Raw genomic sequence first — 25,109 nt, forward strand, 5'->3', positions numbered from 1 at the left:
CCGGCGAATGGGCGCTCAATGCTTGAGCGCCCGATTGCCCTGCCCCACCGCCCAATCCACCACCTGGCGGGTCAGCGCATCGCCGGCCTGGCCAAATCCCGTCACCACCGCCGGCACCGCGGTTTCAGTCAGCGGCTGGCGCACTTCAAAACGTCGACTGGCGAGGATCTTCTGGTCATTGCCACGAATCAGCCGCGCATCCAGGCGGATCACCACTTGGGCGGCACTGCCCTGGTATTCGGTCTGGAAGGCTTGCAGGTCGCCGCCCAGGGCCAGGTCGGTCTGCAGGTTGCTGTCATCGGTACTCAACAGCTGCACCCGGCCATCGCGCTGGAAGCCGTCCAGCAGGCGGTTGCGCAGCAGGATCGGCGCCGGGTCGCTCCAGCGCGAAGCCTTGTAGCTGCTGATCAGATTGCCCTGGGGAATCACCGCGATCCGCGCGCTGTTCAGCGCATCGCTGGCCTGGGGCTTGAGCAGCTGCAAGGACCACGGCAGGGCCTGGCTCGGGGCCGTGGCAGCGGCCTGGCCCACTGGTAGCCGATAGATGTCCAGCGGCTCGCCCTTGGGCAGGATCGAGCAGGCGCTGGTCAGGGCCAGTACGGCACTCAGGGCCAGGGGGGCAAACAGGCGATCGGCACGCTTCATGGCGTGAACTCCTTGTTCTTCTCGTTACCCAGCAAGTAACCGCCGGGGTTGGCTTCCAGGCGGCGGGTGATGCTTCGCAGCGAGCCCAGGGTCTCGCGCAGTTCGCGTACCGCTGGCGCCAGTCCGTTGAGGCCCTGCATGCCGTTGTTCAGCGAGTCCTGATTGTTGCTCAGCAAGGTGTTCAGGGTGGCGCTGCTCTGCTCCAGGTTGCGCATGGCCTGTGCGGCGCTGCCAACCATCTGTTTGCCCTGGTCGCTGAGCAGGCCGTTGGCGTTTCGCATCAGCGCGGTGGTCTGTTCCAGCATGGCGCTGGTCTGCTTGCTGATGGTGCCCAGCTGCTGCATCAGCTGGCGCAGGTCATCACGTTGCCCGGCGATGCTCGCCGAGGTTTTCTGCAGGTTGTCCAGGGTGCTGCTGACCCGTTCCACGTTGTCCGGGGAGAACATGCGGTTGGCGTTGTGCAGCAGCAGGTTGACCCCGGTCATCAGGTCATTGCTGTTGTTCAGCAGGCGGGCAATGGGCGATGGCGAGGCGATGATGGTCGGCAGGTGGCCGTCCTTGCCCTTGAGGGGCGGGCTTTGCGGCGTGCCGCCGCTGAGCTGGATGATCGAGGTGCCGGTGATGCCGGTCAGGGCCAGCTTGGCCTGGGTGTCTTCCTTGATCGGGGTTTCACTGCCCAGGCGGATCTGCGCCAGCACCCGGCGCGGGTCCTTGGGGTCCAGGCGCAGGTTGACCACATCGCCGACCTTGATCCCGCTGTATTGCACGGCACTGCCCTTGGACAGGCCGCTGACCGCCTCGTTGAAGACGATCTCGTAGTCCTGGAAGGCGCTGTCGACGCTGGACTTGGCCAGCCACAGGCCGAACAGCAGGGCGCTGGCCACCACGATCACGGTGAACAGGCCGATCAGTACATGATGGGCTCGGGTTTCCATGTCATCCCTCGTTGGTCTGTGTAGCGGCCTGGTAGGCCGCGCGGCCGCGAGGGCCATGGAAGTACTGGTGGATCCACTCGTCCGGGGTTTCGGCGACCACGTCGATGGCGTCCGCCACCAGCACCTTTTTCTGCGCCAGCACCGCCACCCGGTCGGTGATGGTGTAGAGCGTGTCCAGGTCGTGGGTGACCAGGAACACGCTCAGGCCCAGGGCATCGCGCAGGGTCAGGATCAACTGGTCGAAGGCGGCGGCCCCCACCGGGTCGAGGCCGGCGGTGGGTTCGTCGAGAAACAGGATGTCCGGGTCCAGGGCCAGGGCGCGGGCCAGGGCCGCACGCTTGATCATGCCGCCGGAGAGTGAGGCCGGGTATTTGTCCGCCGCCGACAGCGGCAGCCCGGCCAGTGCCAGCTTGACCGCCGCCAGGTGCTCGGCGTCGGCGCGAGACAGCCCGGCATGTTCGATCAGTGGCAGGGCGACGTTCTCGGTCACTGTCAGCGAGGTGAACAGCGCACCCTTCTGGAACAGCACGCCAAAGCGCCGTTCGATCAACGAGCGTTGTTGTTCCGGCAGGCTCGGCAGGTCCTGGCCAAACACCCGTACCGAACCTTCGCTGGGCTGGCGCAGGCCGACGATGCTGCGCAGCAGCACCGACTTGCCGCTGCCCGAGCCGCCGACCACGCCAAGAATCTCGCCCTTGTACACGTCCAGGTCGAGGTTCTCGTGCACGCTCTGCTTGCCGAAGCGATTGCACAGGCCCCGGACCTCGATCACTGCCTCGGCAGGTGCCCGCGGTGCCCGGCTCACCAGCCCATCTCCATGAAGAACAGCGCGGCCACGGCGTCGATGACGATCACCACGAAGATCGACTGCACCACGCTGGAGGTGGTGTGGGCCCCCACCGACTCGGCGCTGCCGCTGACCTTGAAACCCTCCAGGCAACCGATGGCGGCGATCAGGAAGGCGAAGATCGGCGCTTTCACCAGGCCCAGCAGGAAGTGCTTAACACCGATGTCCGAATGCAGCAGGGAAAGGAACATCGCCGGCGAGATATCCAGGGACAGGGCACAGACCACGGCGCCGCCAATGATCCCCGAGAGCATCGCCAGGAAGGTCAGCATCGGCAGCGCCACCAGCAATGCCAGGACCCGGGGCAGAACCAGCAGCTCCATCGGGTCCAGGCCCAGGGTACGGATCGCATCGATCTCTTCGTTGGCCTTCATCGAGCCGATCTGTGCGGTGAAGGCACTGGCGGTGCGTCCGGCCATGAGAATCGCGGTGAGCAGGACGCCGAACTCCCGCAGAAAGGAAAACGCCACCAGGTCCACGGTGAAGATGCTGGCGCCGAAATTGGCCAGCACCGTGGCCCCGAGAAAGGCCACCACCGCGCCCACCAGGAAGGTCAGCAAGGCGACGATGGGGGCGGCGTCGAGGCCGGTCTGTTCGATATGCGCCACCACCGGGGTGATGCGCCAGCGTTTGGGGCGCAGCAGGCCGCGGGCCAGGGTTTCGAGGATCAGGCCGATGAAGCCGAGGGCTTTCAGGGTGTCCTGCCAGACGGTGTAGACCGCGCTGCCGATGCGCGAGAGCAATTGCACGCTGACGGAAATCTCCGGCTCCCTGACCGGCACACAGAAATCGTTGAGCGAGCTGTAGACCGTGTGCAGCAGCGCGCGGTCGGCGCTGGACAGGGTGCAGCCCGGGTGTTCGGCGGACTGGCCCAGGCGCTCGGCGCCCAGCAGCTCCACCAGCAGCGAGGCGCCGGCGGTGTCCAGGGCTCCCAGGCCGTTGAGGTCGATGTGGGTGCTGCTGTCGTAGTGGCCGTCGAGGCTCTGGCAGAGACGCTTGAGGTCGCTGTAGTGGGCCAGCGTCCAGTCGCCGCCGATGCGCAGTTGCGCCGGAGAGTGGGCGTTGTCCAGTTGAGCGGTGCCGGGCGTCATGCGGGTATTCATAAGCTCCGAGCTTGCGTGGCGATTGCGCAGTGCTACGTAATAGCACGATCGCCGTTACTTTGCCTCGCCGCTCTTGGCCGCATCTTGATCTGGATCGGTGATCTCGAAACGCAGCACACCAATCACCTGCCCGTCCTCGGTGATGACCCGCACCTGCCAGTTGCCCGTCGGGTTGGCCGGGAAATTCTGCTTGTGGGACCAGGCGCGGTAGCCCTCCTTGCGCCCGCCGTGGATATCCAGGGCGATGCGGTCCACTTCGTTGCCGTTGAACTGCCAGACGTGATAGATGCGCTCGTCCAGGCCCCGGGGAGCGTTGATCGCGGTGTAGGCGTACAAGCCGTCGCTGCGCACCTGGCGGCTGCTGACCTGTTCCAGGCTGTCTCCCGGCGTGCGGTCCTGAAGCTGGGTGCTGATGGCGTCCTCGGTCAGCCACAGGGTGGCCGGCGGTACCCAGGAGCGCAGCAGCCAGCCGGTGCTGCCGATGGCCAGGGTGATGCACAGCACCGCCAGGGCACTGCGCAGGCTGCGGATCGGCAGGATCGACGCCAGGCTGGGGAAGGACAGGAGCATGGCGATGCCCAGGGCCAGCTTGAAGCTCTGGGCCGTGGTCAGGTGCAGGATCAACGGCAGCGCGGTGAGCAGTGCGGCGAACAGCGTCAGGGTGTGCAGGGCGAGGAACAGCCAGCGCCGCGGGGCCAGCCATTTGTAGTACAGCGGGTCGGTGATGGAGATCAGTGCCGCCGCCCCCAGCAAGCCGGTGAACACCAGTTGGCCGCTGTTCCAGCTGGTGGTGATGAAGAAGAACGGCAGGACGAAGAACAGGCTTTCCTGATGGATCATCTGCGTGGCGTAACGCAGCAGCGGCTGGGGGATCTCGCGCTTGAAGACCTTGGTGAACAGTTGGGTCAGGCTGTTTTCCAGCATCAGCCAGACCCAGCTCACCAGCAGGATCACGGCGATCCACGAGGCCAGGCTCTGCTGTCGGTCCACCAGGATGAAGCTGCCGACTCCGGAGATGAAACCGCCGAGCGCAATGACCCCCGGGTAGCGCTTGATCAGTTCCAGAACGCGCTGAATATAGAGGGTCAGGTTAGGCATCGGGCGGGGTCACAGTCTGGGCAGGGAAAAACCGCGACAGGATACCGTTGGCCGCTGCCCGTGGCGAGGGAGCTTGCCCGGGCTGGAGCCTGCAACGCGGCCCGGCCCCGCCGTCGGATGCAAGCTGCGGGGCCAATGCCTGTGCTCCTGCTACAGCCGACTGGCGGGGCGCCGACGGTGCCACAGGCAGGCGCCGAGGCTGGCGCAGAGGATCAGGCCCAGCAGGCCGGCGCCCAGCCACAGCAGTTGTTCGTCGCCCAGCAGCGGCTTTTCGATGCGCAGGTAGCCCGGCTGTTGCAGCAGTTGCTTCAGGGCCCGATTGGCCTGGTCCAGGCTGACTGCCCGCAGGCGCTTGGCCGGGTCGCTGAAACGGCCGTTGTCGAAGTCTCCCAGGGCGCTCCAGTAGTAGTCCGCCAGGGCGCTGTTGCCTTGCACTGCCCAGGCCTGGCGGTCGATGGCGGCCTGTTTCAGGCGCTCGAAGGTGGCCGGGTCGAGGCCGTCCTTGAGCAGGCTCGCCTTGAGCTGTTCGACCACGTGCCGGGCCTGGGGCAGCGCATCACGCTCCAGGTCGGCGTTGAGGCTGAGAAACCCTACCCCACCGAAGACTTCCCGATCGCTCCACGGGCCGTAGGACAGTTCGTGCTCCAGGCGCAGCTGACGGTACAGCGCCCAGTCCAGGTAGTCCTTGAGCAGGTCGAACGTCTCGTCGTGTTGCTGTTCCAGCAGGGGTTCGGGAAACAGCCAGTGCAGCTGTGCGCTCTGCCCGACCCAGCCATGGATCAGGTCGCGCTCGGCGGCGGCCGTGCCCTGGATCTGCGGCAAATCGGGGTGCTCGCTGGGCTCCACCGGAACCAGGGCACCGTAGGTGCGCTGCAGATAGGCCGGCAGCAGGCGGTCGAGTTCGCCGACCACGATCAGGGTCATGTTGTTGGGGGCGTACCAGTCCCGGCGCACCTGCTCCAGGCGGGCCAGGGTCAGGTGCCCGACCTCGGCGCGCTCGGCACATTTGAGCCCCAGCTCCACCGCCAGCTGGTTGCCGGCCTTGTGGCCCAGGTCCTGGCGGTCGAGCCAGCGCTGCAGGTGCGAGTAATGGCCACCGTCTTCGCGCTCCACCACCTGTTTGGCGGCGGCCGCGGCGTTGTCGTCAAGGCGGGTGCGGGTCAGCAGTGACAGCAGCAGGTCGAGGACCTTGCGCTGGTTTCTCGCCGGGGCCTCGATGACGAAAGTGGTGTCGGCATTGCTGGTGTAGGCATTCCATTCGCCGCCCAGGGCTTGCATGCGCTCTTCCAGGCCGCCTTCGCCGCTGGCGTCGATGCCGCTGAACAGCAGGTGTTCCAGCAGGTGCGGCAGTTCCTTGTCGGCACAGGCGAAATCGTCCAGGCCGACCCCCACCACCAGGCGGATCGCCACGTGGCCGCGTTCGCTACCGGGCTTGAGCAGCAGTTGCAGGCCGTTGGGCAGGGTGTAGCCTTCAACCTGGAAACGATCCAGGGCCCAACCTTGTGCGCTGCCCAGCAGCAGGCAGGCGAATAACAGACAACGCATAACAAGCTTCCTTACGGCGTGCGTAAGTTTTAGAGACTGCATGTAACTCTGGACGTTCAGGGTGAATGGGTGATGTCAGCCATGTCTTCGACTTGCAGGGCTCCGGTGTCCGAGGTTTCCAGGACCACGTAGGCGCTGCTGCAGAACAGCGAGTTGAGACGCTTCATGTCGGCGATCAGTTCCAGGTGCAGGGAGCTGGTTTCGATGCTTTGCACGATCTTGCGCTGCAGTCGGCTGACGTGGGCGTGGGCCAGGCGCCGTTCCTGGGCGCGGAAGCGGCGTTTCTCCCGCAGCAGTTGCCGGGCGCTTTCCGGGTCGGCGCTGAGGAACACCGAAAGTCCCAGGCGCAGGTTGGCGATCAGCTGGCCATGCAGGCCGGTCAGTTCTTCCAGGCCGACGTCGGAGAAGGATCGGCGTTGCGAGGTCTTTTGCTGCTGGACCTTGCGCAGCATGCGTTCGATCAGGTCGCTGGCCAGCTTGAGGTTGATCGCCAGTTCGATGATTTCCGCCCAGCGCCGACTGTCCTGCTCGCTCAGGTCCTCCCGGGGCATCTGCGCCAGGTACAGCTTGATGGCGCTGTACAGTGCTTCGACATCATCGCTCAGGGCACGCAGCTCCTGGGTGATGGCGGTCTGTTTGCCCCGCAGCACATCACGCATGGCTTCCAGCATGTTGTCGATCAGATCGCCGATGCGCAGGGTCTCCCGGGCGGCGTTGGCCAGGGCCAGGCTCGGGGTGGCCAGGGCAGCCGGGTCCAGGTGCCGTGGGCGCGCGCGGCCATTGTCCTGGGGTCGTTCCGGCAGCAGCCAGGTGCAGAGCCGGGCCATGGGGCCGACACTGGGCAGCAGCAACAGGCAGCGCGCGGTGTTGTACAGCAGGTGGAAGCCGATCACCACTTCCTGGGGGCTGAAGTCCAGGCTGTCCATCCAGTGGGCCAGGGGGTCGAGCACCGGGATGATCAGCAGCAGGCCGATCAGTTTGTACAGCAGGCTGCCCAGGGCCACCTGGCGGCCGGCGGCGTTTTGCATGCTGGTGCCGAGGAAGGCCAGCACCCCGCTACCGATGTTGGCGCCGATCACCAGGCCGATGGCCACCGGCAGGCTGATGACGCCGGCCCCGGCCAGGGTGGCGGTGAGCAACACCGCCGCCAGGCTGGAGTAGGACACCATGGCGAAGACCGCGCCCATCAGGGCATCCAGAAGGATGTCGCCGGTCAGCGAGGCGAACAGCACCTTCACCCCCTGGGCGTGGGTAATCGGTGCGGCGGCTTCGACGATCAGTTGCAGGGCCAGGATGATCAGGCCCAGGCCGATGCCGACCCGGCCCAGCTGCCCGGCGCGGGTCTGCTTGCGCGAGAGGAAGAAGATCACCCCGAGGAAGATCAGCAGCGGCGACAGCCACGACAGGTCGAAGGTCAGCACCCGGGCCATCAGCGCGGTGCCGACATCGGCGCCGAGCATGGTCGCCAGCGCCGGGGTCAGGGCCATCAGGCCCTGGCCGACAAAGGAGGTCACCAGCATCGCCGTGGCGTTGCTGCTCTGGACCATGGCCGTCACCAGGATGCCGGCAACGAAGGCCAGCGGTCGTCGGGCCATGTTCTGGCCGATCACATGGCGCAGGTTGGAACCGTAGACCCGCAGGATGCCGGTACGGACGATGTGCGTGCCCCAGATCAGCAGGGCCACGGCGGAAAGCAGATTGAGCAGGGTCAGCATGAGAGGGCCCCCCTGGGGTGAAGAGCCCCAAGCGGGGCCAGTGGACGTTGTTGCGCGAGGTTCTACGTTATGTATTTAAGCTGTATTTGGCTAACGCACAGGGCGCCAGCATCGCATAGCTCAAGCGGTGTTTGAAACAAAACTGTCATGAAAACAACCGGCTGCAGACGTGAAAAAGGGGCTCGAAAGCCCCTTGTTCCTGACGCGCATTCGCGGTTATTGACCGGGAACGTCCTTGCGCAGTTTCACCGGATCCTGCTGTTTTTTCTTCTTCGCGATGGCGGTGCGCATCTTGATGTTGATGGCTTCCACCGCCAGGGAGAAGGCCATGGCGAAGTAGACGTAGCCTTTTGGCACGTGCACGTCGAAGGCCTCGGCGATCAGAACCGTACCCACCACCAGCAGGAACGACAGCGCGAGCATCTTCAGCGACGGGTGCTTGTCGATGAACTCGCTGATGGTCCCGGCGGCCAGCATCATCACCAGCACCGCGACAATGATCGCCGCCACCATCACCGGTACGTGGGAGACCATGCCCACCGCGGTGATCACCGAGTCCAGGGAGAAGACGATGTCGATGATCGCGATCTGGATGATGGTGTAGAAGAAGTTGCCGCCCTTGCCTTTGGGCTCATCCAGGGTTTCGTCCTCGCCTTCCAGGGCGTGGTACATCTCCTGGGAGCTTTTCCACAGCAGGAACAGGCCGCCGAAGAACAGGATCAGGTCACGCCCGGAAATGCCCTGGCCGAAGACCACGAACAGGTCGGCCGTGAGGCGCATGACCCAGGTGATCGACAGCAGCAACAGAATGCGCGTGACCATGGCCAGCGCCAGGCCGAAGATCCGGGTGCGCGGCTGCATGTGCTTGGGCATGCGGCTGACCAGGATCGAGATCATGATGATGTTGTCGATGCCCAGGACGATTTCCAGGGCGGTCAGGGTGAAGAAGGCAACCCAGATTTCCGGGTTGGTCAGCCATTCCATGTGTAGTCCTTTGCGCGAGTGTTATGGCCCGGGCCGTGACGCCGGCCCGGGCGGGGAATCATTGCCTTTAAAGCGTGCTGAACAGCGGAAAGATCCCCATCAGCAAAGCGGCGAACATTATGCACAGGCAGACCAGCACTGCCCACTTGAGGGTGAAGCGTTGATGGTCGCCAAACTCGATGCCGGCCAGGGCCACCAGCAGGTAGGTCGAGGGTACCAGCGGGCTGAGCAGGTGCACCGGTTGGCCGACGATTGACGCCCGGGCCATTTCCACCGCGGTGATGCCGTAGTGGCTGGCGGCTTCGGCCAGCACCGGCAGCACGCCGTAGTAGAAGGCATCGTTGGACATGAAGAAGGTGAACGGCATGCTCACCAGCGCGGTGATCACCGCGAGGTACGGCCCCAGGGCGTCCGGGATCACCGCCAGCAGGCTCTTGGACATGGCGTCGACCATGCCGGTGCCCGACAGGATGCCGGTGAAGATGCCCGCCGCGAAGATCAGCCCGACCACCGCCAGCACGCTGCCGGCGTGGGCCGCGACCCGGTCCTTCTGCTGCTGCAGGCAGGGGTAGTTGACGATCATGGCGATGCTGAAGGCCACCATGAACAGCACCGGCAGCGGCAACAGGCCGGCGATCAGCGCGCACATCAGGGCGAAGGTCAGGGCACCGTTGAACCAGATCAGCTTCGGCCGGCGCGCATCCGGGTACTGCGACACGCTGATTTCGCTGTGGTCGATCTCGTCGCCCGCCAGGTGCAGTTCGCCCAGGCGCGCCCGCTCACGCTTGCCGTACAGGTAGGCGATCAGCAGGATCGCCACCACGCCGGCGAGCATCGCCGGGATCATGGGCACGAAGATGTCCGAGGGGTCCACGTGCAGGGCGCTGGCGGCCCGAGCGGTGGGGCCGCCCCAGGGAGTCATGTTCATCACGCCGCCGGCGAGAATGATCAGCCCGGCCATGATCCGCGGGCTCATGCCGATGCGGCTGTACAGCGGCAGCATGGCGGCCACGCAGATCATGTAGGTGGTGGCGCCGTCACCGTCCAGGGACACCACCAGGGCCAGCACCGCAGTACCCACCGAAACCTTCAGCGGGTCGCCCTTGACCAGCTTGAGGATCTTGCGCACCGCCGGGTCGAACAGCCCGGAGTCGATCATCAGGGCGAAATACAGAATGGCGAACATCAGCATCACGCCGGTGGGCGCCAGCTTGGTGATGCCTTCGAGCATCATCGGGCCGATTTTCGGCGCGAAACCGCCAAACAGGGCGAACAGAATAGGCACGATGATCAGCGCGATCAGCGCCGACAGGCGCTTGGTCATGATCAGGAACATGAACGTGATGACCATGGCAAAGCCAAGGAAAGTCAGCATGGGAATACTCCAGGCGTAGCGCGGCTAGGGAATGGCGAACCGGGTGGGATCAGCGCAGAACGGCAAGCACGAGGCGTACGGGAGGAGTTGTAGCGAACAGGCGGGTACGAGCGGACATCAGAATCACCATTGTTGTTGTTAATAGGGCCGGGAGCGCGAGAAACGCCCGCTGTGGCCAACCGGTCTGTTGCCGGTAGTGGAGGCGATGCTAATCGGGGAAGCTTTCAGCCAGCTTTCGCCGTTGAAAGGAAAGGCTGGATGTTCCGCCAGGCGACCAGTGGCATACAGTGACGGGCATTGGCCCACAGGAGGGATGCACATGAGTGAGTTGCACACCGGAGGTTGCCACTGCGGGCGGCTGCGCTACCAGTTCAGCGGGCCGCTGCGGGATATCGCCCACTGTCATTGCTCGATCTGCCGCCGGACCAGTGGCGGCCTGGTGACCACCTGGATCACCCTGCCCGCCTCGGCTTTCACCTGGCTGGAGGGGGTTCCCGCCCGCTACGACTCTTCTGCAAGTTGCGCGCGCTATTTCTGCGGCAACTGTGGGGCTCACCTGGCGTTGGTCACCCACCTGAGCCCGGACAGCATCGATGTCACCATCGCCACCCTGGACCACCCGGAGCTGGCGCCGGCGGACCGGCACATCTGGACCGACAGCCGCCTGCCCTGGCTGCACCTGGACCAGCACCTGCCGCAAGAGCCGCAAGAAACCCTGTAGGCCCTGCCGCAGGCGCGCAGCGTTAGCGCGGTTCTCAAGGCCGCCGATGGCTTGGCAGGAGGCTTCCAGGCCGGAGCCTTTGGCCCTTTCGCCGCCGGTGGCTACGGCAGTTCCAGCCCGCCCGCCGCCTTGTGCAGAGCCCGCAGATGCTCGCCCACCTGCTTCAGGTTGGCCTCGTTGGCGGCAATCTCAGCGGCCCGCTCCGGCTCCAGCAGGGCTCGCACTTCCTTGTCCAGTTCACCGGTCAAGGATTGCAGCTGCTTTTGCCGCTCGCTGCTTTCGGACTCCAGGCGTTGCCATTCACCGGGTTGTGGCAATCCATAGCCGCTGCTGCCCAGCAGTTCCGCCGGGCGGCTGAGGAAGCCGCTGTTGGCGAGAATTTCCTGCAAGGTCTTGTTGGCCTTTTCCATGCCGCCGTTCTTCAGCTCGCGAGCGCCCAGGTAGCGCTGCTTGACCTCGTCCTGGGCCAGCAGCAGTTGCCGGCGATAGCTGGCCTGCTCCAGCAGCAGCAAGGCAGCGCTGGTGCGCAAGTCGGCCTGGTCGAACCAGCGCCGGCGCTCCTCGGCGCTCAGCGACAGCCAGTCTTCGACACTGGCCTGCTTGATCGGCAAGTGCTTCCTGATCACCTCGAACATCGCCTGATAGCGGTCGCGGAAGGAGTCGAAGCGATAGCCCAGGCGCAGTGCCTCGCGTGGGTCGTCGAGCACGCTGGTGTCCGCCAGTCCCCTGCCCTTGAGCACTTCCAGCAGGCCGTTGGGCATGATGCTGTCGAGGCCGATCAGTTGCTTGTTGTTGCTGCCGCTGCGCAGCAGCTTGAGGCTTTCCACCGCGCAGTTGTTGGACAGGAAGTAATAGTTGCCGTCGTAGCTCCAGTGCATTTCCGCGGCGTGCTCCACCACTTCCTCGATCTCGCTGCGCGACAGTTTCAAGGGCACCGAGGCCAGGCTGCGCAGTTCGGTCTTGGTGTATTCGTCGATGACTTGCGACAGCGGCAGGACAAACAGTCGCGACGGGTATTTGCCCACCAGGCCGTCCCAGCTGGACAGCTGCACATCGCCGACAAAGGCGCGGTAGGACAGCACCAGGTGCTGGTCCAGGTCGAGGCGGCAATCCGGCCCACGGGGACGGCCCGGGGCGCAGATCACCAGGCGCAGCATGCTGTGGCCCCAGCGACTGACCCAGTTCTGGTTGGCTTCGGCCAGCAGATAGTCCACGGCGTAGACCCGTTCCGGGTCCACCTTGCCCAGCGGCGTCTTGGCGAAGTCGTTGCCGGCGTTGAGAAAGGCGAAGGACTGGGCGCAGTGGTCCTTGGCGGCCGGGGCCCAGCCGAAATGTTCCTGGTAGTAGCGGTACAGCGCCGGGCGGCGGCAGGCGTAGCTCGGGTCGAGGAGGAAGTACTCCATGTTCACCGCGACGAATTCCTTCGGGTTGGTGATCTCGTAGAGGTCCGGGCTGCGGGCGATCTGGCGGTTGTGCTGCTCCCGTTCTCCGCGACGCCCGACATATTGCGGCCAGCCGGCCAGGTCCAGCAGGCGCGGGTCATCGCTGAGGGTGAAGCGCCGGTCGTTCTGGCCGCGGCACTCATCCGGCAGGCCGATCGGACCGGAGGTGCTGTTCTTGCGGGTACAGCGCTGGATCAGGCTGCGTTCGGCACTGGGCCATAGACGCGCGCGATCGTAAATGTGGGTCAGTTCGTGGAGCACCGTGGCAAGCATTTCCCGGCGCACGGTGCCGTGGGGGCGGCTGGTCTTCTGGGTAGCGGCGGAGCCGTCGGTCAGGCTTGGCAAGAGGGCGCGATTGAGGTCCAGTGCCGATACCAGGGATGCCTCGCCATAGGCGTTGTCGGGCATCTGGTCGGTCCAGCCGACGTCGATGGTGCGGTCCAGTTGCTGGATGAAGCGCGGCGGCAGTGCCTGCATCGCTTCATCCAGCAGCGCCTGGCTGGCGTGTTGTTGCGCGGGGCTCAAGCCATCGGTCTTGAGGCGCAATTGCAGGTCGGCCTGGGCGTTGCCGCAGAGCAGCGCCAGGGTCCCGGCCAGCAGCCAGGCGAGGACGGGTTTCACAGAGCGAGGATGGCTTCGGCGAGGACCTGATCGCTGGCGTCGCGGGCTTCCGGCAACTGGGTGCGCAGGGCCGTGAACGCCGCTTCCAATTGGGCGCCACGGATATCGCCATTGCTGGCGACGAAGCTGGCGGCATCGTCATGGGCTTCACGCACGACTTTGGAGTCGCGGATCGAGGTGGTGGTGTCCGAGGTGAAATCGATCGTGCGGCCAGAGGCACGGACGATGATGTTACTGGTGGCCACCAGGGTGTGTGCCTGGGCCACGTCGGCCAACAACAGCAGGCCAAGGGTGGCGGCAATCAGCGGGCTACGCATGGAACGACTCCGGAATAACAGGGGTGACTATTGGACGAGAATTGCCTGCGCCAGTTCAAGGTCGCTGGCATGAAGTTTTGCCCGGTGGTGCCGCAGATAGCTCAGGGCGGACTCCAGGCGCGCGCCACGCAGTTGGCCGTCGGTTGCCACGAAGGCGGCGGCGTCGTCTTGGGCGGCGAGCAGCAGTTTATGGTCGAAGGGCGCCGAGGTCACCTGGCTTGTGGCGTAAACGGTGACGACCGAGCTTTGGGTGGTCAGGTCGAATGCCTGCACCGAGCCGGCCCAACAGACGGCGATGAATACTGGAGCAAAAAGCGAAATTCGGAACAAACCCATGAGTCTCGACAGCTGAAAAACAGCGCCAAGGCTAGCGCAATGGTCCGGACAGGGCCAGCGCAGAGGGTTTCAGGTGCGTAGGCGCACCTGAAATCTTCGTTCAGATCGCCAGGATGGCCTGGGCCAGCTGGGCGTCAGTGGCCTGCAGTTGGGGGGCCTGTTGGCGAATGTGGTCGAAGGCGCTTTCCAGTTTCACTCCACGAATGGCGCCGTCGGTGGCGACGAAGCTGGCGGCGTCATCCCGAGCGGCACGTACGATCTTGTTGTCGCGCAGGGAGGAGGTGGCGTCGGAGGTGGCGTCGGTGGTGGCCTTGAGCGCGCCGACGATGGCGTCGGTGGTCACGATCAGGCTGGTGGCGTTGGCATTGGCGGCCAGGGTCAGCAATGCGGCAGCGCCGAGCAGACGAAGACGGGACATGGGGAACTCCTGTGAATGGACAGACAGATTAAGGGCGCTGAGTGAGACGCCGGGCAGCCACTGCGAGGTGCTGTGTCTGATTGTTCTGACGCAGCTTAGGTAAAAATCGCTACGTCGCTGCAGATATTAGGCTGAGCTGTTGCGTTCGCACAGCGTGGTGTCGGGCCTTAGCGCCAAAAGGGCTTGTGCAGTTCTGCTGCCCTGTCGCCATGGCTGATGCCGCTGTCCGACAGTTGTCGTTCGTCCATCTGTGCCAGCAACCGGCGGGTGCGGGCCCGCTCCATCATGCTGGCGAGGGCCGTGATCCAGCGCTTGAAGGCTGTGCTGCATGAGGTGGCCGGAAGGTCGGTGTCGGGTTTGCCGGAGCATGAGTCCATGGTGCTTTCCTCCTTGAGCAGCCGAGCGATGGGCTTGCTGCAGCGTCATGGTGCGACGGTTGGAGGGCGGTCATACAGATACACCGGGGCAAAATTGTACTGGTTAATTGTTGTGTTTGATAAAACTGTACCTGTCGCAATCAACTTGGCTGTATTTGTGTTGCGAACCATTTTTTCCAGGCCAGAACGACAAGACCCGTCGCGGTTTCCCGCGACGGGTCTTGTGTGTGCAATTCGGGGTGCTGGCGGTGGACCCGGTGGGTCAGAGCCAGCGACGCTGAGTTAGCGCCAGAACGGCTTGCTCAGCTCTTCGTAGCGTTGTGCTTCGCTGATCCCGGCATCGGCCAGCAGACGCGAATCCAGGCGAGCCAGTTGGTGGCGGCTGGAGATGCGGCGCTGCCACAGCATCAGGTTGGCGATAACGCGCAGAGGCAGGGAAGCCTGGGTTTTTGCAGCTTTGTCTTCGAAGAACAGTTCGGAACTGAGTGTACGTTCCATGGTTGACATCCTTCCGCTTGTGGCGGGATCAGGTAGTGGTTTAACTGGTGCCCATGATCCTCTTCCGGTGCAAGACTCTGTAGATACAGTTCACCTGTATTGTGAGGGACCAGTTAACTGTTTATAGGGGCTGTACTGTTCCGAAAAGGCGCAACTGTACCTGTCGGCACCTTTTTGGTGCATTTATGCGCTTTTGAGTGAGGAGGTGGCGGTTTTAGGCGGGGAAAATACCGGTACAGCAGTACAGTTTTTGACGATCATTGGCGGGTGGTCGGCCAGCTGACGAAACGGTGTTTGCGCCAGCTGCCAACTGTATCAATCACTCGGCGAGCATTTTCCCGATTTCTTCCAGGTTGATGTGCCAGCTCAGGGCATCGCGCAGGATGTGTGGCGTGTGGCCGCCCAGGGCGCAGGCCTTGGTGAAGTAGTCGTTCAACGCTTCGCGGTAGGACGGATGCACGCAGTTGTCGATGATCACCCGGGCCCGTTCACGTGGCGCCAGGCCGCGCAGGTCGGCCAGGCCGATCTCGGTGACCAGGATGTCGACGTCATGCTCGGTGTGGTCCACGTGGCTGACCATCGGCACCACGCTGGAAATCGCCCCGCCCTTGGCAATCGACTTGGTGACGAAGATCGCCAGGTGCGCGTTGCGGGCGAAGTCGCCGGAGCCGCCGATGCCGTTCATCATCCGCGTGCCGCAGACGTGGGTGGAGTTGACGTTGCCGTAGATGTCGAACTCCAGCGCGGTGTTGATGCCAATGATGCCCAGGCGGCGCACCACTTCCGGATGGTTGGAGATCTCTTGTGGGCGCAGCACCAGCTTGTCCTTGTAGCGCTCCAGGTTGCCGAACACATCGGCGTTGCGTCGGCTCGACAGGGTGATGGAGCTGCCGGAGGCGAAGCTCAGCTTGCCGGCGTCGATCAGGTCGAAGGTCGAGTCCTGCAGCACTTCGGAGTACATGGTCAGGTTCTCGAACGGCGACTCGATCAGGCCGCACATCACCGCGTTGGCAATGTTGCCGATACCGGCCTGCAGCGGGCCGAGCTTGTTGCTCATGCGCCCGGCATCGACTTCCTGCTTGAGGAAGTCGATCAGGTGATTGGCGATGCCCTGGGTTTCGCTATCCGGGGTGGAGACGGTGGATGGCGAGTCGGACTGGTTGGTGATGACGATGGCGACGATCTTTTCCGCCGGGATCGGAATCGCCGTGCTGCCGATGCGATCGTCGACCTTCACTAGGGGAATAGGTGTACGGGTCGGACGATAGGTCGGGATATAGATGTCGTGCAGGCCTTCCAGGTTCGGGTTGTGCGCCAGGTTGATCTCGACGATCACCTGCTTGGCGAAGATCGCGAAACTGGCGGAGTTGCCCACCGAGGTGGTGGGCACGATATGGCCCTGTTCGGTGATGGCCACGGCCTCGATCACCGCGATGTCCGGCAGTTTGAGCTGCTGGTTGCGCAGCTGCTCGACGGTTTCCGACAGGTGCTGGTCGATGAACATCACTTCGCCGGCGTTGATCGCCTTGCGCAGGGTGCTGTCGACCTGGAACGGCATGCGCCGGGCCAGGACCCCGGCCTCGGTGAGTTGCTTGTCCAGGTCGTTGCCCAGGCTGGCGCCGGTCATCAGGCTGATTTTCAGCGGGGTCACCTTGGCCCGTTCGGCCAGGGCATGGGGCACGGCCTTGGCTTCACCGGCGCGGGTGAAGCCGCTCATGCCGACGGTCATGCCGTCCTCAATCAGAGCGGCAGCGTCGGCGGCGCTCATCACCTTATCCAACAACGAAGGCAAGCGGATACGATCACGGTACATGGATTGTTATCTCGGGCAACGGAAGCAAGAAGCGCAGTCTAGTGATTTCAAAAAAAAACACCGCGCGACAAAGGTCGAATGAAAGGTCCTGATCTAGAGCCTTCTGTCGGCTTCATGAGGTCAATAAAAAACCCCAGCCTACTAAAGGCTGAGGTTTTGGGTATTGCGCTACAGCAGCTTTACTCGACGGCTTTGACCATGTCTTCGATGACCTTCTTCGCGTCACCGAAGACCATCATGGTCTTGTCCAGGTAGAAAAGTTCGTTGTCCAGGCCGGCATAGCCGCTGGCCATGGAGCGCTTGTTGACGATGATGGTCTTGGCCTTGAAGGCTTCGAGGATCGGCATGCCGGCGATGGGCGACTTCGGATCGTTCTTCGCCGCCGGGTTGACCACGTCGTTGGCGCCCAGTACCAGCACCACATCGGCCTGGCCGAACTCGGAGTTGATGTCTTCCATCTCGAACACCTGGTCGTAAGGCACCTCGGCCTCGGCCAGCAGTACGTTCATGTGCCCGGGCATGCGCCCTGCCACCGGGTGGATCGCGTACTTCACGGTGACGCCACGGTGGGTCAGCTTCTCGGTCAGCTCCTTCAACGCGTGCTGGGCCCGGGCCACGGCCAGGCCGTAACCGGGAACGATGATCACGGTGTCGGCGTTGGTCAGCAGGAACGTCGCATCGTCCGCCGAGCCGGATTTCACCGGGCGGGCTTCTTGAGCCCCGGCCGGGCCGCCAGCGTCGGCACTGTTGCCGAAACCGCCGAGCAGCACGTTGAAGAACGAACGGTTCATCGCCTTGCACATGATGTACGAGAGGATCGCGCCGCTGGAGCCCACCAGGGAGCCGGCGATGATCAGCATCGAGTTGTTCAGGGAGAAGCCGATCCCTGCTGCTGCCCAGCCCGAGTAGCTGTTGAGCATCGACACTACCACCGGCATGTCGGCGCCGCCGATCGGGATGATGATCAGCACGCCCATGACGAAGGCCAGCGCCAGCATCAGGGCAAAGGCGCCGAGGTTGCCGGTGGCCATGAAGGTCACGCCCAGGCCGAGGGTGGCCAGGCCCAGCACCAGATTGAGCTTGTGCTGGCCGGCAAACTGTACCGGTGCGCCCTGGAACAGGCGGAACTTGTACTTGCCCGAAAGCTTGCCGAAGGCGATCACCGAACCGGAGAAGGTAATGGCACCGATGGCAGCACCGAGGAACAGCTCCAGGCGGTTACCGGCGGGGATTGCGTCGCCCAGGTGTTTGACGATGCCCAGGGACTGGGGCTCGACCACGGCGGCAATGGCAATGAACACCGCGGCCAGGCCGATCATGCTGTGCATGAAGGCCACCAGTTCCGGCATTTTGGTCATCTCGACGCGCTTGGCCATGATCGAACCGGCGGTGCCGCCGATCAGCAGGCCGACGATGACGTAGCCGATACCGGCGGTCGCCAGTTCTGCGCCCAGCTTATAGATGAGGCCGATGGTGGTCAGGACCGCCAGGGCCATGCCCAACATGCCGAACAAGTTGCCGCGTCGGGACGTGGTCGGGTGCGAAAGCCCCTTGAGCGCCTGGATAAAGCACACCGAGGCGATCAGATAGAGGGTTGTTACCAGGTTCATGCTCATTATTTCTGCACCTCTTCTTTCACGGCTTTGGGCGCTTTCTTCTTAAACATTTCCAGCATGCGACGGGTCACCAGGAAGCCACCGAACACGTTGACCGCGGCCAGGGCTACGGCCAGGGTGCCCATGGTTTTGCCCAGCGGGGTCACGGTCAGGGCGGCAGCCAGCATGGCGCCGACGATGACGATCGCGGAAATGGCGTTGGTCACCGCCATCAGTGGCGTGTGCAGTGCGGGTGTCACGTTCCAGACCACGTGGTAACCGACATAGATCGCCAGCACGAAGATGATCAGGTTGTAGATACCGGGGGAGATAAGCTCTTCCATCGTCTGAATCCCTGCTTAGGCGTTTTTGCGGATGACTTGGCCGTCGCGGCACATCAGGCACGCGGCGACGATGTCGTCTTCTAGGTTGACTTCGAACTGCCCTTCTTTGGTGAAGACAAGCTTCAGGAAGTCCAGCAGGTTGCGGGCGTACAGCGCCGAGGCGTCAGCAGCGACGGCGCCGGCCAGGTTGGTCGGGCCAACGATGGTCACGCCGTTTTCCACCACCACCTGGTCCGCCACGGTCAGCGGGCAGTTGCCACCCTGGGCGGCTGCCAGGTCGATGACCACCGAGCCGGGCTTCATCTGGGCCACGGTGTCGGCGCTGAGCAAGGTCGGCGCCTTGCGGCCTGGAATCAGTGCGGTGGTAATGACGATATCCGCCTGCTTGGCGCGCTCGTGCACTGCCAGGGCCTGGCGCTGCATCCAGCTGGCGGGCATGGGGCGGGCATAACCGCCGACGCCGACGGCGCATTCGCGCTCCTCATCGGTTTCATAAGGCACGTCGACGAACTTGGCGCCCAAGGACTCGATCTGCTCTTTCACCGCCGGACGCACATCCGAAGCCTCGATCACTGCCCCCAGGCGCTTGGCCGTGGCGATGGCCTGCAGCCCCGCCACGCCGGCGCCGAGAATCAGCACGCGGGCCGCTTTGACGGTACCGGCGGCGGTCATCAGCATCGGCATGAAGCGCGGGTAGTAGTGGGCGGCCAGCAGTACGGCCTTGTAACCGGCGATGTTGGCCTGGGATGACAGCACGTCCAGGCTCTGGGCCCGAGAGGTACGTGGCGCCGCTTCCAGGGCGAAGGCGGTAATGCCGCGCTCGGCCAGCTTGGCGATGGTTTCATTGCTGAACGGATTGAGCATGCCCACCAGCACGGTGCCGCTCTTGATCAGGGCCAGTTCGCTGTCGCTGGGGGCGACGACCTTGAGAATCAGTTCGGCGCCAAAGGCATCGTTGGCGCTGCCAATGGTGGCTCCTGCCGCTTCATAGGCACTGTCGACCACGCTGGCATTGATGCCCGCGCCGCTTTGCACAGTGACTTTATGACCCTGGCCGATCAGCTTCTTGATGGTTTCCGGGGTTGCAGCAACCCGTGTTTCACCCGTCTGGGTTTCGAGAGGAACACCAATGTGCACGTCAAATCTCCTGCTTGATCTTATTGCTTTCGATCTTTCTTAGAAGGCCAGCGCACTGCGGAGGGTGCGACTGGGGCGGCCGATCAGCACGATCCCGCTGAAATCGCAGCGGGGCGCGGCATTTTGCAGGCGAACTTTGAGGCCTTCAAGGGATTCTGACTAGTGACGGAAAATTAACTACAAGTCACCCCGTGACCGAATGTCGCAAGGGGTGGGGTTAAACCCTTGTAAGCCGTGCCTTTCAAGGCTTTTATCGTCTAAATAAGATTTTTCTCATCCGCTGTGTGAATAGTCTTACATTGCTGTCAAATAAACCCTACAGGCCGCGTGGTTAGGCGCTTTTAGGACTATTGTCCGAGGTGTCGGTACAGTCTGTTGAAATGCGACAAATACTTATATCTGTAGGGCTTTTGTTTTTCTGACTACGGGGTCAGCTAATCGCTGGAGGCCCCTACCCTTCTAGGTTGTAGCTGTGTGCCTGATTCACCAGCCAATCGCGAAATGCCCGTAAAGAGGCGGATTCCACCTTGCGCTCGGGAATCATCAGGTAATACGCCTTGATGCTGGTCAGAGCTTGCGGGTTGGCAATGACCAGACGTTTTTCCGCCAGTTCGCGCTGGATCAGGAAGGCTGGAATCAGCGCGATACCCATGTCGTGCATGGCTGCCTGGGCGAGCATGGAGAATAGCTCGTAGCGTGGGCCTGTCATGTCGCGGGGGACGTTCAACTGCTGTGAGTTGAACCATTGGCGCCAGGCATAGGGTCGGGTGGTCTGTTGCAGCAGGGGTAGCTCGGCGATGGCTGCGGCGCTCAGTTGCTGCCGATCAGCCAGCAGGGCCGGGCTGCACACCGGTACCGGGTGCTCGCCCATCAGGCGATGGGACTGGGTGCCGGACCAATCGGCATCACCAAAGTAGATGGCGGCGTCAAAAGGCGTGTCGGCAAACAGGAAGGGGCGCGTGCGGTTGGTCAGGTTGACGGTGACTTCGGGGTGTTGCTGCTGGAAATCCTTGAGGCGCGGCAGCAGCCACTGGGTGCCGAAGGTCGGGACCACTGCCAGCTCGATGACATTGGCGCCCTGCTGTCCCATCACGGAGAGCGTGTCGCGTTCCACCGCATCCAGTTGTGTCGCTACCCGGCGGCTGTAGGAAAGCCCGGCTTCGGTGAGTTTGACCCCCCGCCGCGAGCGTCGGAACAGCTCCACGCCGAGAAACTCTTCCAGGCTGGCGATCTGTCGGCAGACGGCGCCCTGGGTCAGGGAAAGCTCCTGCGCCGCCTTGGTGAAGCTTTCGTGGCGGGCGGCGGCCTCGAAGCTGATCAGGGCGGCTGTGCTGGGGATCTTCCTGCGCATGTACGGCAATCTCACTAATAGACGCTGTAAAAGGTAATTTTGGCCATTACGGAGTGAGAAATTAGCACAACAACTTGCGAAATCCTCGTTTGCCCGCGAGCTCCTGTCAGGCCTAGGATCGGCCCACGATAGTTGACCTACTTCACGAGGATTCACTCATGGGCGGCAAAGCAAGCTTCAACTGGATCGATCCCCTTCTGCTGGACCAGCAACTCACCGAAGAAGAGCGCATGGTCCGCGACAGCGCCGAGCAGTTCGCTCAGGACAAGCTGGCGCCTCGGGTGTTGGAAGCTTTCCGCCATGAGCAGACCGATCCGGCCATTTTCCGTGAAATGGGTGAAGTCGGCCTGTTGGGGGCGACCATTCCCGAGCAGTACGGCGGCAGCGGCCTGAACTATGTGTGCTACGGCCTGATCGCACGCGAAGTGGAGCGCGTCGATTCCGGCTATCGCTCGATGATGAGTGTGCAGTCGTCCCTGGTGATGGTGCCGATCAATGAGTTCGGGACCGAGGCGCAAAAACAGAAGTACCTGCCGAAGCTGGCGTCCGGCGAGTGGATTGGTTGCTTTGGTCTGACCGAGCCGAACCATGGTTCCGACCCGGGTGCGATGATTTCTCGTGCACGCAAAGTGGATGGGGGCTACAGCCTGACCGGCAGCAAGATGTGGATCACCAACAGTCCGATCGCGGATGTGTTTGTGGTCTGGGCCAAGGATGACGCCGGCGATATCCGCGGTTTTGTTCTGGAGAAGGGCTGGAAAGGTCTGAGCGCGCCGGCCATTCATGGCAAGGTGGGGCTGCGTGCGTCGATCACTGGGGAAATCGTCATGGACAACGTGTTCGTGCCGGAAGAGAACATCTTCCCGGACGTGCGCGGCCTCAAAGGCCCATTCACTTGCTTGAACTCGGCCCGTTACGGCATCTCCTGGGGGGCTTTGGGTGCGGCGGAGTTCTGCTGGCATACCGCGCGGCAATACACGCTGGATCGCCAGCAGTTCGGTCGGCCCCTGGCGGCGACTCAACTGATCCAGAAAAAGCTGGCGGACATGCAGACCGAGATCACCCTCGCCCTTCAGGGGTGCCTGCGTCTGGGGCGGATGAAGGATGAAGGAACGGCGGCAGTGGAAATCACTTCGATCATGAAGCGCAACTCCTGCGGCAAGTCCCTGGACATCGCCCGTATGGCTCGTGACATGTTGGGTGGCAATGGCATCTCTGATGAGTTCGGCATCGCCCGGCACCTGGTGAACCTGGAAGTGGTCAACACTTACGAAGGCACCCATGACGTTCATGCGCTGATTCTGGGGCGCGCGCAAACCGGCATCCAGGCGTTCTATTAATAGGAGAGCGACCATGGGCGCGTTATCGCATCTGCGGGTACTGGATTTATCGCGGGTATTGGCCGGGCCCTGGTCCGGGCAGATCCTGGCGGACCTGGGGGCCGAAGTCATCAAGGTCGAACGTCCGGGCAATGGTGACGATACGCGCGCCTGGGGGCCGCCCTTCCTGAAGGATGCTGATGGCGAGAACACTACGGAGGCCGCTTATTACCTGTCGGCCAACCGTAACAAGCAGTCGGTGACCATAGATTTCACCCGCCCTGAGGGCCAGCAGTTGGTGCGTGAGCTGGCGGCCAAGTCGGATATCGTCATCGAGAACTTCAAGGTGGGTGGACTGGCGGCCTATGGCCTGGACTATGAGTCGCTCAAGGTGATCAATCCGCGCTTGATCTATTGTTCGATCACCGGGTTTGGGCAGACGGGGCCTTATGCCAAGCGTGCCGGCTATGACTTCATGATCCAGGGGCTGGGCGGATTGATGAGCCTGACCGGTCGGCCTGAAGGGGATGACGGGGCCGGGCCGGTGAAGGTGGGGGTGGCCTTGACCGACATACTGACGGGGCTGTATTCGACGGTGGCGATTCTGGCTGCCTTGGCTCATCGGGATCAGGGCGGCGCCGGGCAGCACATTGATATGGCGCTATTGGATGTGCAGGTTGCATGTCTGGCCAACCAGGCGATGAACTACCTGACGACGGGGATTGCTCCGAAGCGCTTGGGGAACGCTCACCCGAACATAGTTCCCTATCAGGATTTTCCGACCGCAGATGGTGATTTCATTCTCACCGTGGGGAATGACGGGCAGTTTCGCAAGTTTGCCGAGGTCGCAGGCCAGCCCCAGTGGGCGGACGATCCTCGGTTTGCCACTAATAAGCTGCGGGTGGCCAACCGGGCTGTGTTGATTCCACTGATTCGTCAGGCGACGGTGTTCAAGACCACTGCCGAGTGGGTGAGTCAGTTGGAGCAGGCAGGTGTGCCCTGTGGGCCGATCAATGACCTGGCTCAGGTGTTTGCTGATCCGCAGGTGGTGTCACGGCGGCTGGCGTTGGAGTTGCCTCATGCGTTGGCGGGGATTGTGCCTCAGGTGGCCAGTCCGATTCGTCTTTCCGAGACGCCGGTGGAGTATCGCCATGCCCCTCCTCTATTGGGTGAGCACACGGCGCAGGTTCTGCAGCAGGTTTTGGGAATGAAGGGCGAGGCCGTTGAGGCATTGAGGCGGTCGGGGGTGTTGTAGGCCTTCTCTTATATAGAGAGGCGTGCGGCCGTATCTATGCATCGCCTGCCAAAGCGGCTCTTCTGGGGTTGTCTGCTCTTATTCATAGAAAATTCAAATTAAAGGTTGACGGCAGATTCTACAGGTCTATAATTCGCCCCACTTCCGGCGCAGTCGAAACGGAAAACTCCTTGAGATTCAACGAGTTACGCGGTTTTCGGCAGCGGTTACGCTTCAGTTCACCGAAGCCAGAAGCAGTTAGTAAGGCAGTGTGTTTTCGCCTTATTAACGATTCGATCCTCTCGGTCGAAAGCGGTTTAAAAGAGGTGTTGACAGCAGCGTGTAACGCTGTAGAATTCGCCTCCCGCTAACGAGAGATCGAGAGCGCAAGTGGTTGAAGTTGTTGAGGAAATCTTCAAAAACTTCTTAAAAAATCGCTTGACAGTAAATGAGGCTGCTGTAGAATGCGCGCCTCGGTTGAGACGAAAGATCTTAACCAATCGCTCTTTAACAACTGAATCAAGCAATTCGTGTGGGTGCTTGTGGGGTCAGACTGATAGTCAAAAAGATTATCAGCATCACAAGTTACTCCGCGAGAAATCAAAGATGTAACCAACGATTGCTGAGCCAAGTTTAGGGTTTTCTCAAAACCCAAAGATGTTTGAACTGAAGAGTTTGATCATGGCTCAGATTGAACGCTGGCGGCAGGCCTAACACATGCAAGTCGAGCGGCAGCACGGGTACTTGTACCTGGTGGCGAGCGGCGGACGGGTGAGTAATGCCTAGGAATCTGCCTGGTAGTGGGGGATAACGTCCGGAAACGGGCGCTAATACCGCATACGTCCTACGGGAGAAAGTGGGGGATCTTCGGACCTCACGCTATCAGATGAGCCTAGGTCGGATTAGCTAGTTGGTGAGGTAATGGCTCACCAAGGCTACGATCCGTAACTGGTCTGAGAGGATGATCAGTCACACTGGAACTGAGACACGGTCCAGACTCCTACGGGAGGCAGCAGTGGGGAATATTGGACAATGGGCGAAAGCCTGATCCAGCCATGCCGCGTGTGTGAAGAAGGTCTTCGGATTGTAAAGCACTTTAAGTTGGGAGGAAGGGTACTTACCTAATACGTGAGTATTTTGACGTTACCGACAGAATAAGCACCGGCTAACTCTGTGCCAGCAGCCGCGGTAATACAGAGGGTGCAAGCGTTAATCGGAATTACTGGGCGTAAAGCGCGCGTAGGTGGTTTGTTAAGTTGGATGTGAAAGCCCCGGGCTCAACCTGGGAACTGCATCCAAAACTGGCAAGCTAGAGTATGGTAGAGGGTGGTGGAATTTC

23 protein-coding genes and 1 rRNA gene (1 of these 24 running past the window's edge) are annotated in these 25,109 nt (G+C 62.5%); 4 read left to right on the plus strand and 20 right to left on the minus strand.

Features of this window, described 5'->3' with window-relative positions:
* Window positions 1–15: 15 nt before the first annotated feature.
* The 9 genes from PST29_RS00495 to PST29_RS00535 form a co-directional block, all read right to left on the minus strand.
* Entirely contained in the window at window positions 16–645 is a 630-nt protein-coding gene (locus tag PST29_RS00495; RefSeq protein WP_060842084.1) for an ABC-type transport auxiliary lipoprotein family protein, read from the minus strand.
* Complete coding sequence (locus PST29_RS00500) at window positions 642–1,580, minus strand: MlaD family protein (RefSeq protein WP_060842085.1); 939 nt, start codon at window positions 1,578–1,580, stop codon at window positions 642–644. Before PST29_RS00500 ends, PST29_RS00495 begins: the two co-directional genes overlap by 4 nt.
* Window position 1,581: 1 nt before the next feature.
* Entirely contained in the window at window positions 1,582–2,385 is an 804-nt protein-coding gene (locus PST29_RS00505; protein ID WP_060836896.1) for an ABC transporter ATP-binding protein, read from the minus strand.
* A complete protein-coding gene (locus tag PST29_RS00510; protein WP_060842086.1) occupies window positions 2,382–3,530 on the minus strand; it encodes an ABC transporter permease in 1,149 nt (382 codons plus the stop codon). The genes PST29_RS00505 and PST29_RS00510 overlap by 4 nt, the downstream gene beginning before the upstream one ends.
* A 54-nt stretch (window positions 3,531–3,584) precedes the next feature.
* Window positions 3,585–4,628 carry a DUF5924 family protein gene (locus PST29_RS00515; protein WP_060842087.1) on the minus strand — a complete coding sequence of 348 codons (1,044 nt, stop codon included), beginning with the start codon at window positions 4,626–4,628 and terminating at the stop codon, window positions 3,585–3,587.
* A gap of 150 nt (window positions 4,629–4,778) precedes the next feature.
* Entirely contained in the window at window positions 4,779–6,173 is a 1,395-nt protein-coding gene (locus PST29_RS00520) for a M16 family metallopeptidase (RefSeq protein WP_060842088.1), read from the minus strand.
* 56 nt (window positions 6,174–6,229) lie between these two features.
* Entirely contained in the window at window positions 6,230–7,888 is a 1,659-nt protein-coding gene (locus PST29_RS00525; protein ID WP_060836900.1) for a Na/Pi cotransporter family protein, read from the minus strand.
* Window positions 7,889–8,104: 216 nt separating this feature from the next.
* Window positions 8,105–8,872: a TerC family protein gene (locus tag PST29_RS00530; protein WP_060836901.1), complete on the minus strand. Its 768-nt coding sequence runs from the start codon at window positions 8,870–8,872 to the stop codon at window positions 8,105–8,107.
* A gap of 67 nt (window positions 8,873–8,939) precedes the next feature.
* A complete protein-coding gene (locus PST29_RS00535) occupies window positions 8,940–10,247 on the minus strand; it encodes a CitMHS family transporter (protein WP_060836902.1) in 1,308 nt (435 codons plus the stop codon).
* A gap of 319 nt (window positions 10,248–10,566) precedes the next feature.
* Here PST29_RS00535 and PST29_RS00540 point away from each other — a divergent pair, with 319 nt between their 5' ends.
* Window positions 10,567–10,968, plus strand: coding sequence for a GFA family protein (locus PST29_RS00540; RefSeq protein ID WP_060842089.1), 402 nt, complete (start codon window positions 10,567–10,569; stop codon window positions 10,966–10,968).
* Window positions 10,969–11,069: 101 nt separating this feature from the next.
* Here the strand turns inward: PST29_RS00540 and PST29_RS00545 are convergent, their stop codons facing one another.
* From PST29_RS00545 to PST29_RS00595, 11 genes are all read right to left on the minus strand, one after another.
* The gene (locus tag PST29_RS00545; RefSeq protein ID WP_060842090.1) at window positions 11,070–13,031 is read right to left on the minus strand and encodes a DUF7844 domain-containing protein; all 1,962 of its coding nucleotides are present in this window, start codon (window positions 13,029–13,031) and stop codon (window positions 11,070–11,072) included.
* The gene (locus PST29_RS00550) at window positions 13,028–13,348 is read right to left on the minus strand and encodes a DUF2388 domain-containing protein (protein ID WP_016963715.1); all 321 of its coding nucleotides are present in this window, start codon (window positions 13,346–13,348) and stop codon (window positions 13,028–13,030) included. Before PST29_RS00550 ends, PST29_RS00545 begins: the two co-directional genes overlap by 4 nt.
* A gap of 27 nt (window positions 13,349–13,375) precedes the next feature.
* A complete protein-coding gene (locus PST29_RS00555; protein WP_060836905.1) occupies window positions 13,376–13,684 on the minus strand; it encodes a DUF2388 domain-containing protein in 309 nt (102 codons plus the stop codon).
* A 100-nt stretch (window positions 13,685–13,784) separates the two neighbouring features.
* Complete coding sequence (locus PST29_RS00560) at window positions 13,785–14,102, minus strand: DUF2388 domain-containing protein (protein WP_060842091.1); 318 nt, start codon at window positions 14,100–14,102, stop codon at window positions 13,785–13,787.
* A 167-nt stretch (window positions 14,103–14,269) separates the two neighbouring features.
* Complete coding sequence (locus PST29_RS00565) at window positions 14,270–14,479, minus strand: DUF1127 domain-containing protein (RefSeq protein ID WP_060836907.1); 210 nt, start codon at window positions 14,477–14,479, stop codon at window positions 14,270–14,272.
* Window positions 14,480–14,761: 282 nt separating this feature from the next.
* A complete protein-coding gene (locus tag PST29_RS00570; protein ID WP_003220409.1) occupies window positions 14,762–14,977 on the minus strand; it encodes a DUF1127 domain-containing protein in 216 nt (71 codons plus the stop codon).
* A gap of 319 nt (window positions 14,978–15,296) precedes the next feature.
* Complete coding sequence (locus PST29_RS00575; protein WP_060842092.1) at window positions 15,297–16,790, minus strand: acetyl-CoA hydrolase/transferase family protein; 1,494 nt, start codon at window positions 16,788–16,790, stop codon at window positions 15,297–15,299.
* A gap of 179 nt (window positions 16,791–16,969) precedes the next feature.
* Window positions 16,970–18,406 (minus strand): NAD(P)(+) transhydrogenase (Re/Si-specific) subunit beta, encoded by a 1,437-nt coding sequence (locus tag PST29_RS00580; RefSeq protein ID WP_016963710.1) that lies wholly within the window; start codon window positions 18,404–18,406, stop codon window positions 16,970–16,972.
* Complete coding sequence (locus tag PST29_RS00585) at window positions 18,406–18,729, minus strand: NAD(P) transhydrogenase subunit alpha (RefSeq protein WP_005783507.1); 324 nt, start codon at window positions 18,727–18,729, stop codon at window positions 18,406–18,408. Before PST29_RS00585 ends, PST29_RS00580 begins: the two co-directional genes overlap by 1 nt.
* Window positions 18,730–18,744: 15 nt before the next feature.
* A complete protein-coding gene (locus PST29_RS00590; protein WP_060842093.1) occupies window positions 18,745–19,866 on the minus strand; it encodes a Re/Si-specific NAD(P)(+) transhydrogenase subunit alpha in 1,122 nt (373 codons plus the stop codon).
* 451 nt (window positions 19,867–20,317) lie between these two features.
* Window positions 20,318–21,217 (minus strand): LysR family transcriptional regulator, encoded by a 900-nt coding sequence (locus tag PST29_RS00595; RefSeq protein WP_060836910.1) that lies wholly within the window; start codon window positions 21,215–21,217, stop codon window positions 20,318–20,320.
* Window positions 21,218–21,375: 158 nt separating this feature from the next.
* On the opposite strand from PST29_RS00595, the gene PST29_RS00600 reads away from it, so the two are divergent.
* The 3 genes from PST29_RS00600 to PST29_RS00610 all read left to right on the plus strand — a co-directional run.
* Complete coding sequence (locus tag PST29_RS00600) at window positions 21,376–22,557, plus strand: acyl-CoA dehydrogenase (protein WP_016963707.1); 1,182 nt, start codon at window positions 21,376–21,378, stop codon at window positions 22,555–22,557.
* A gap of 13 nt (window positions 22,558–22,570) precedes the next feature.
* The gene (locus tag PST29_RS00605; protein WP_060842094.1) at window positions 22,571–23,791 is read left to right on the plus strand and encodes a CaiB/BaiF CoA transferase family protein; all 1,221 of its coding nucleotides are present in this window, start codon (window positions 22,571–22,573) and stop codon (window positions 23,789–23,791) included.
* A 642-nt stretch (window positions 23,792–24,433) separates the two neighbouring features.
* Window positions 24,434–25,109: ribosomal RNA gene (locus PST29_RS00610) — 16S ribosomal RNA — on the plus strand; it runs 863 nt beyond the window's last position.

This window comes from Pseudomonas sp. St29, from assembly GCF_001547915.1.
Taxonomy (GTDB): Bacteria; Pseudomonadota; Gammaproteobacteria; order Pseudomonadales; family Pseudomonadaceae; genus Aquipseudomonas.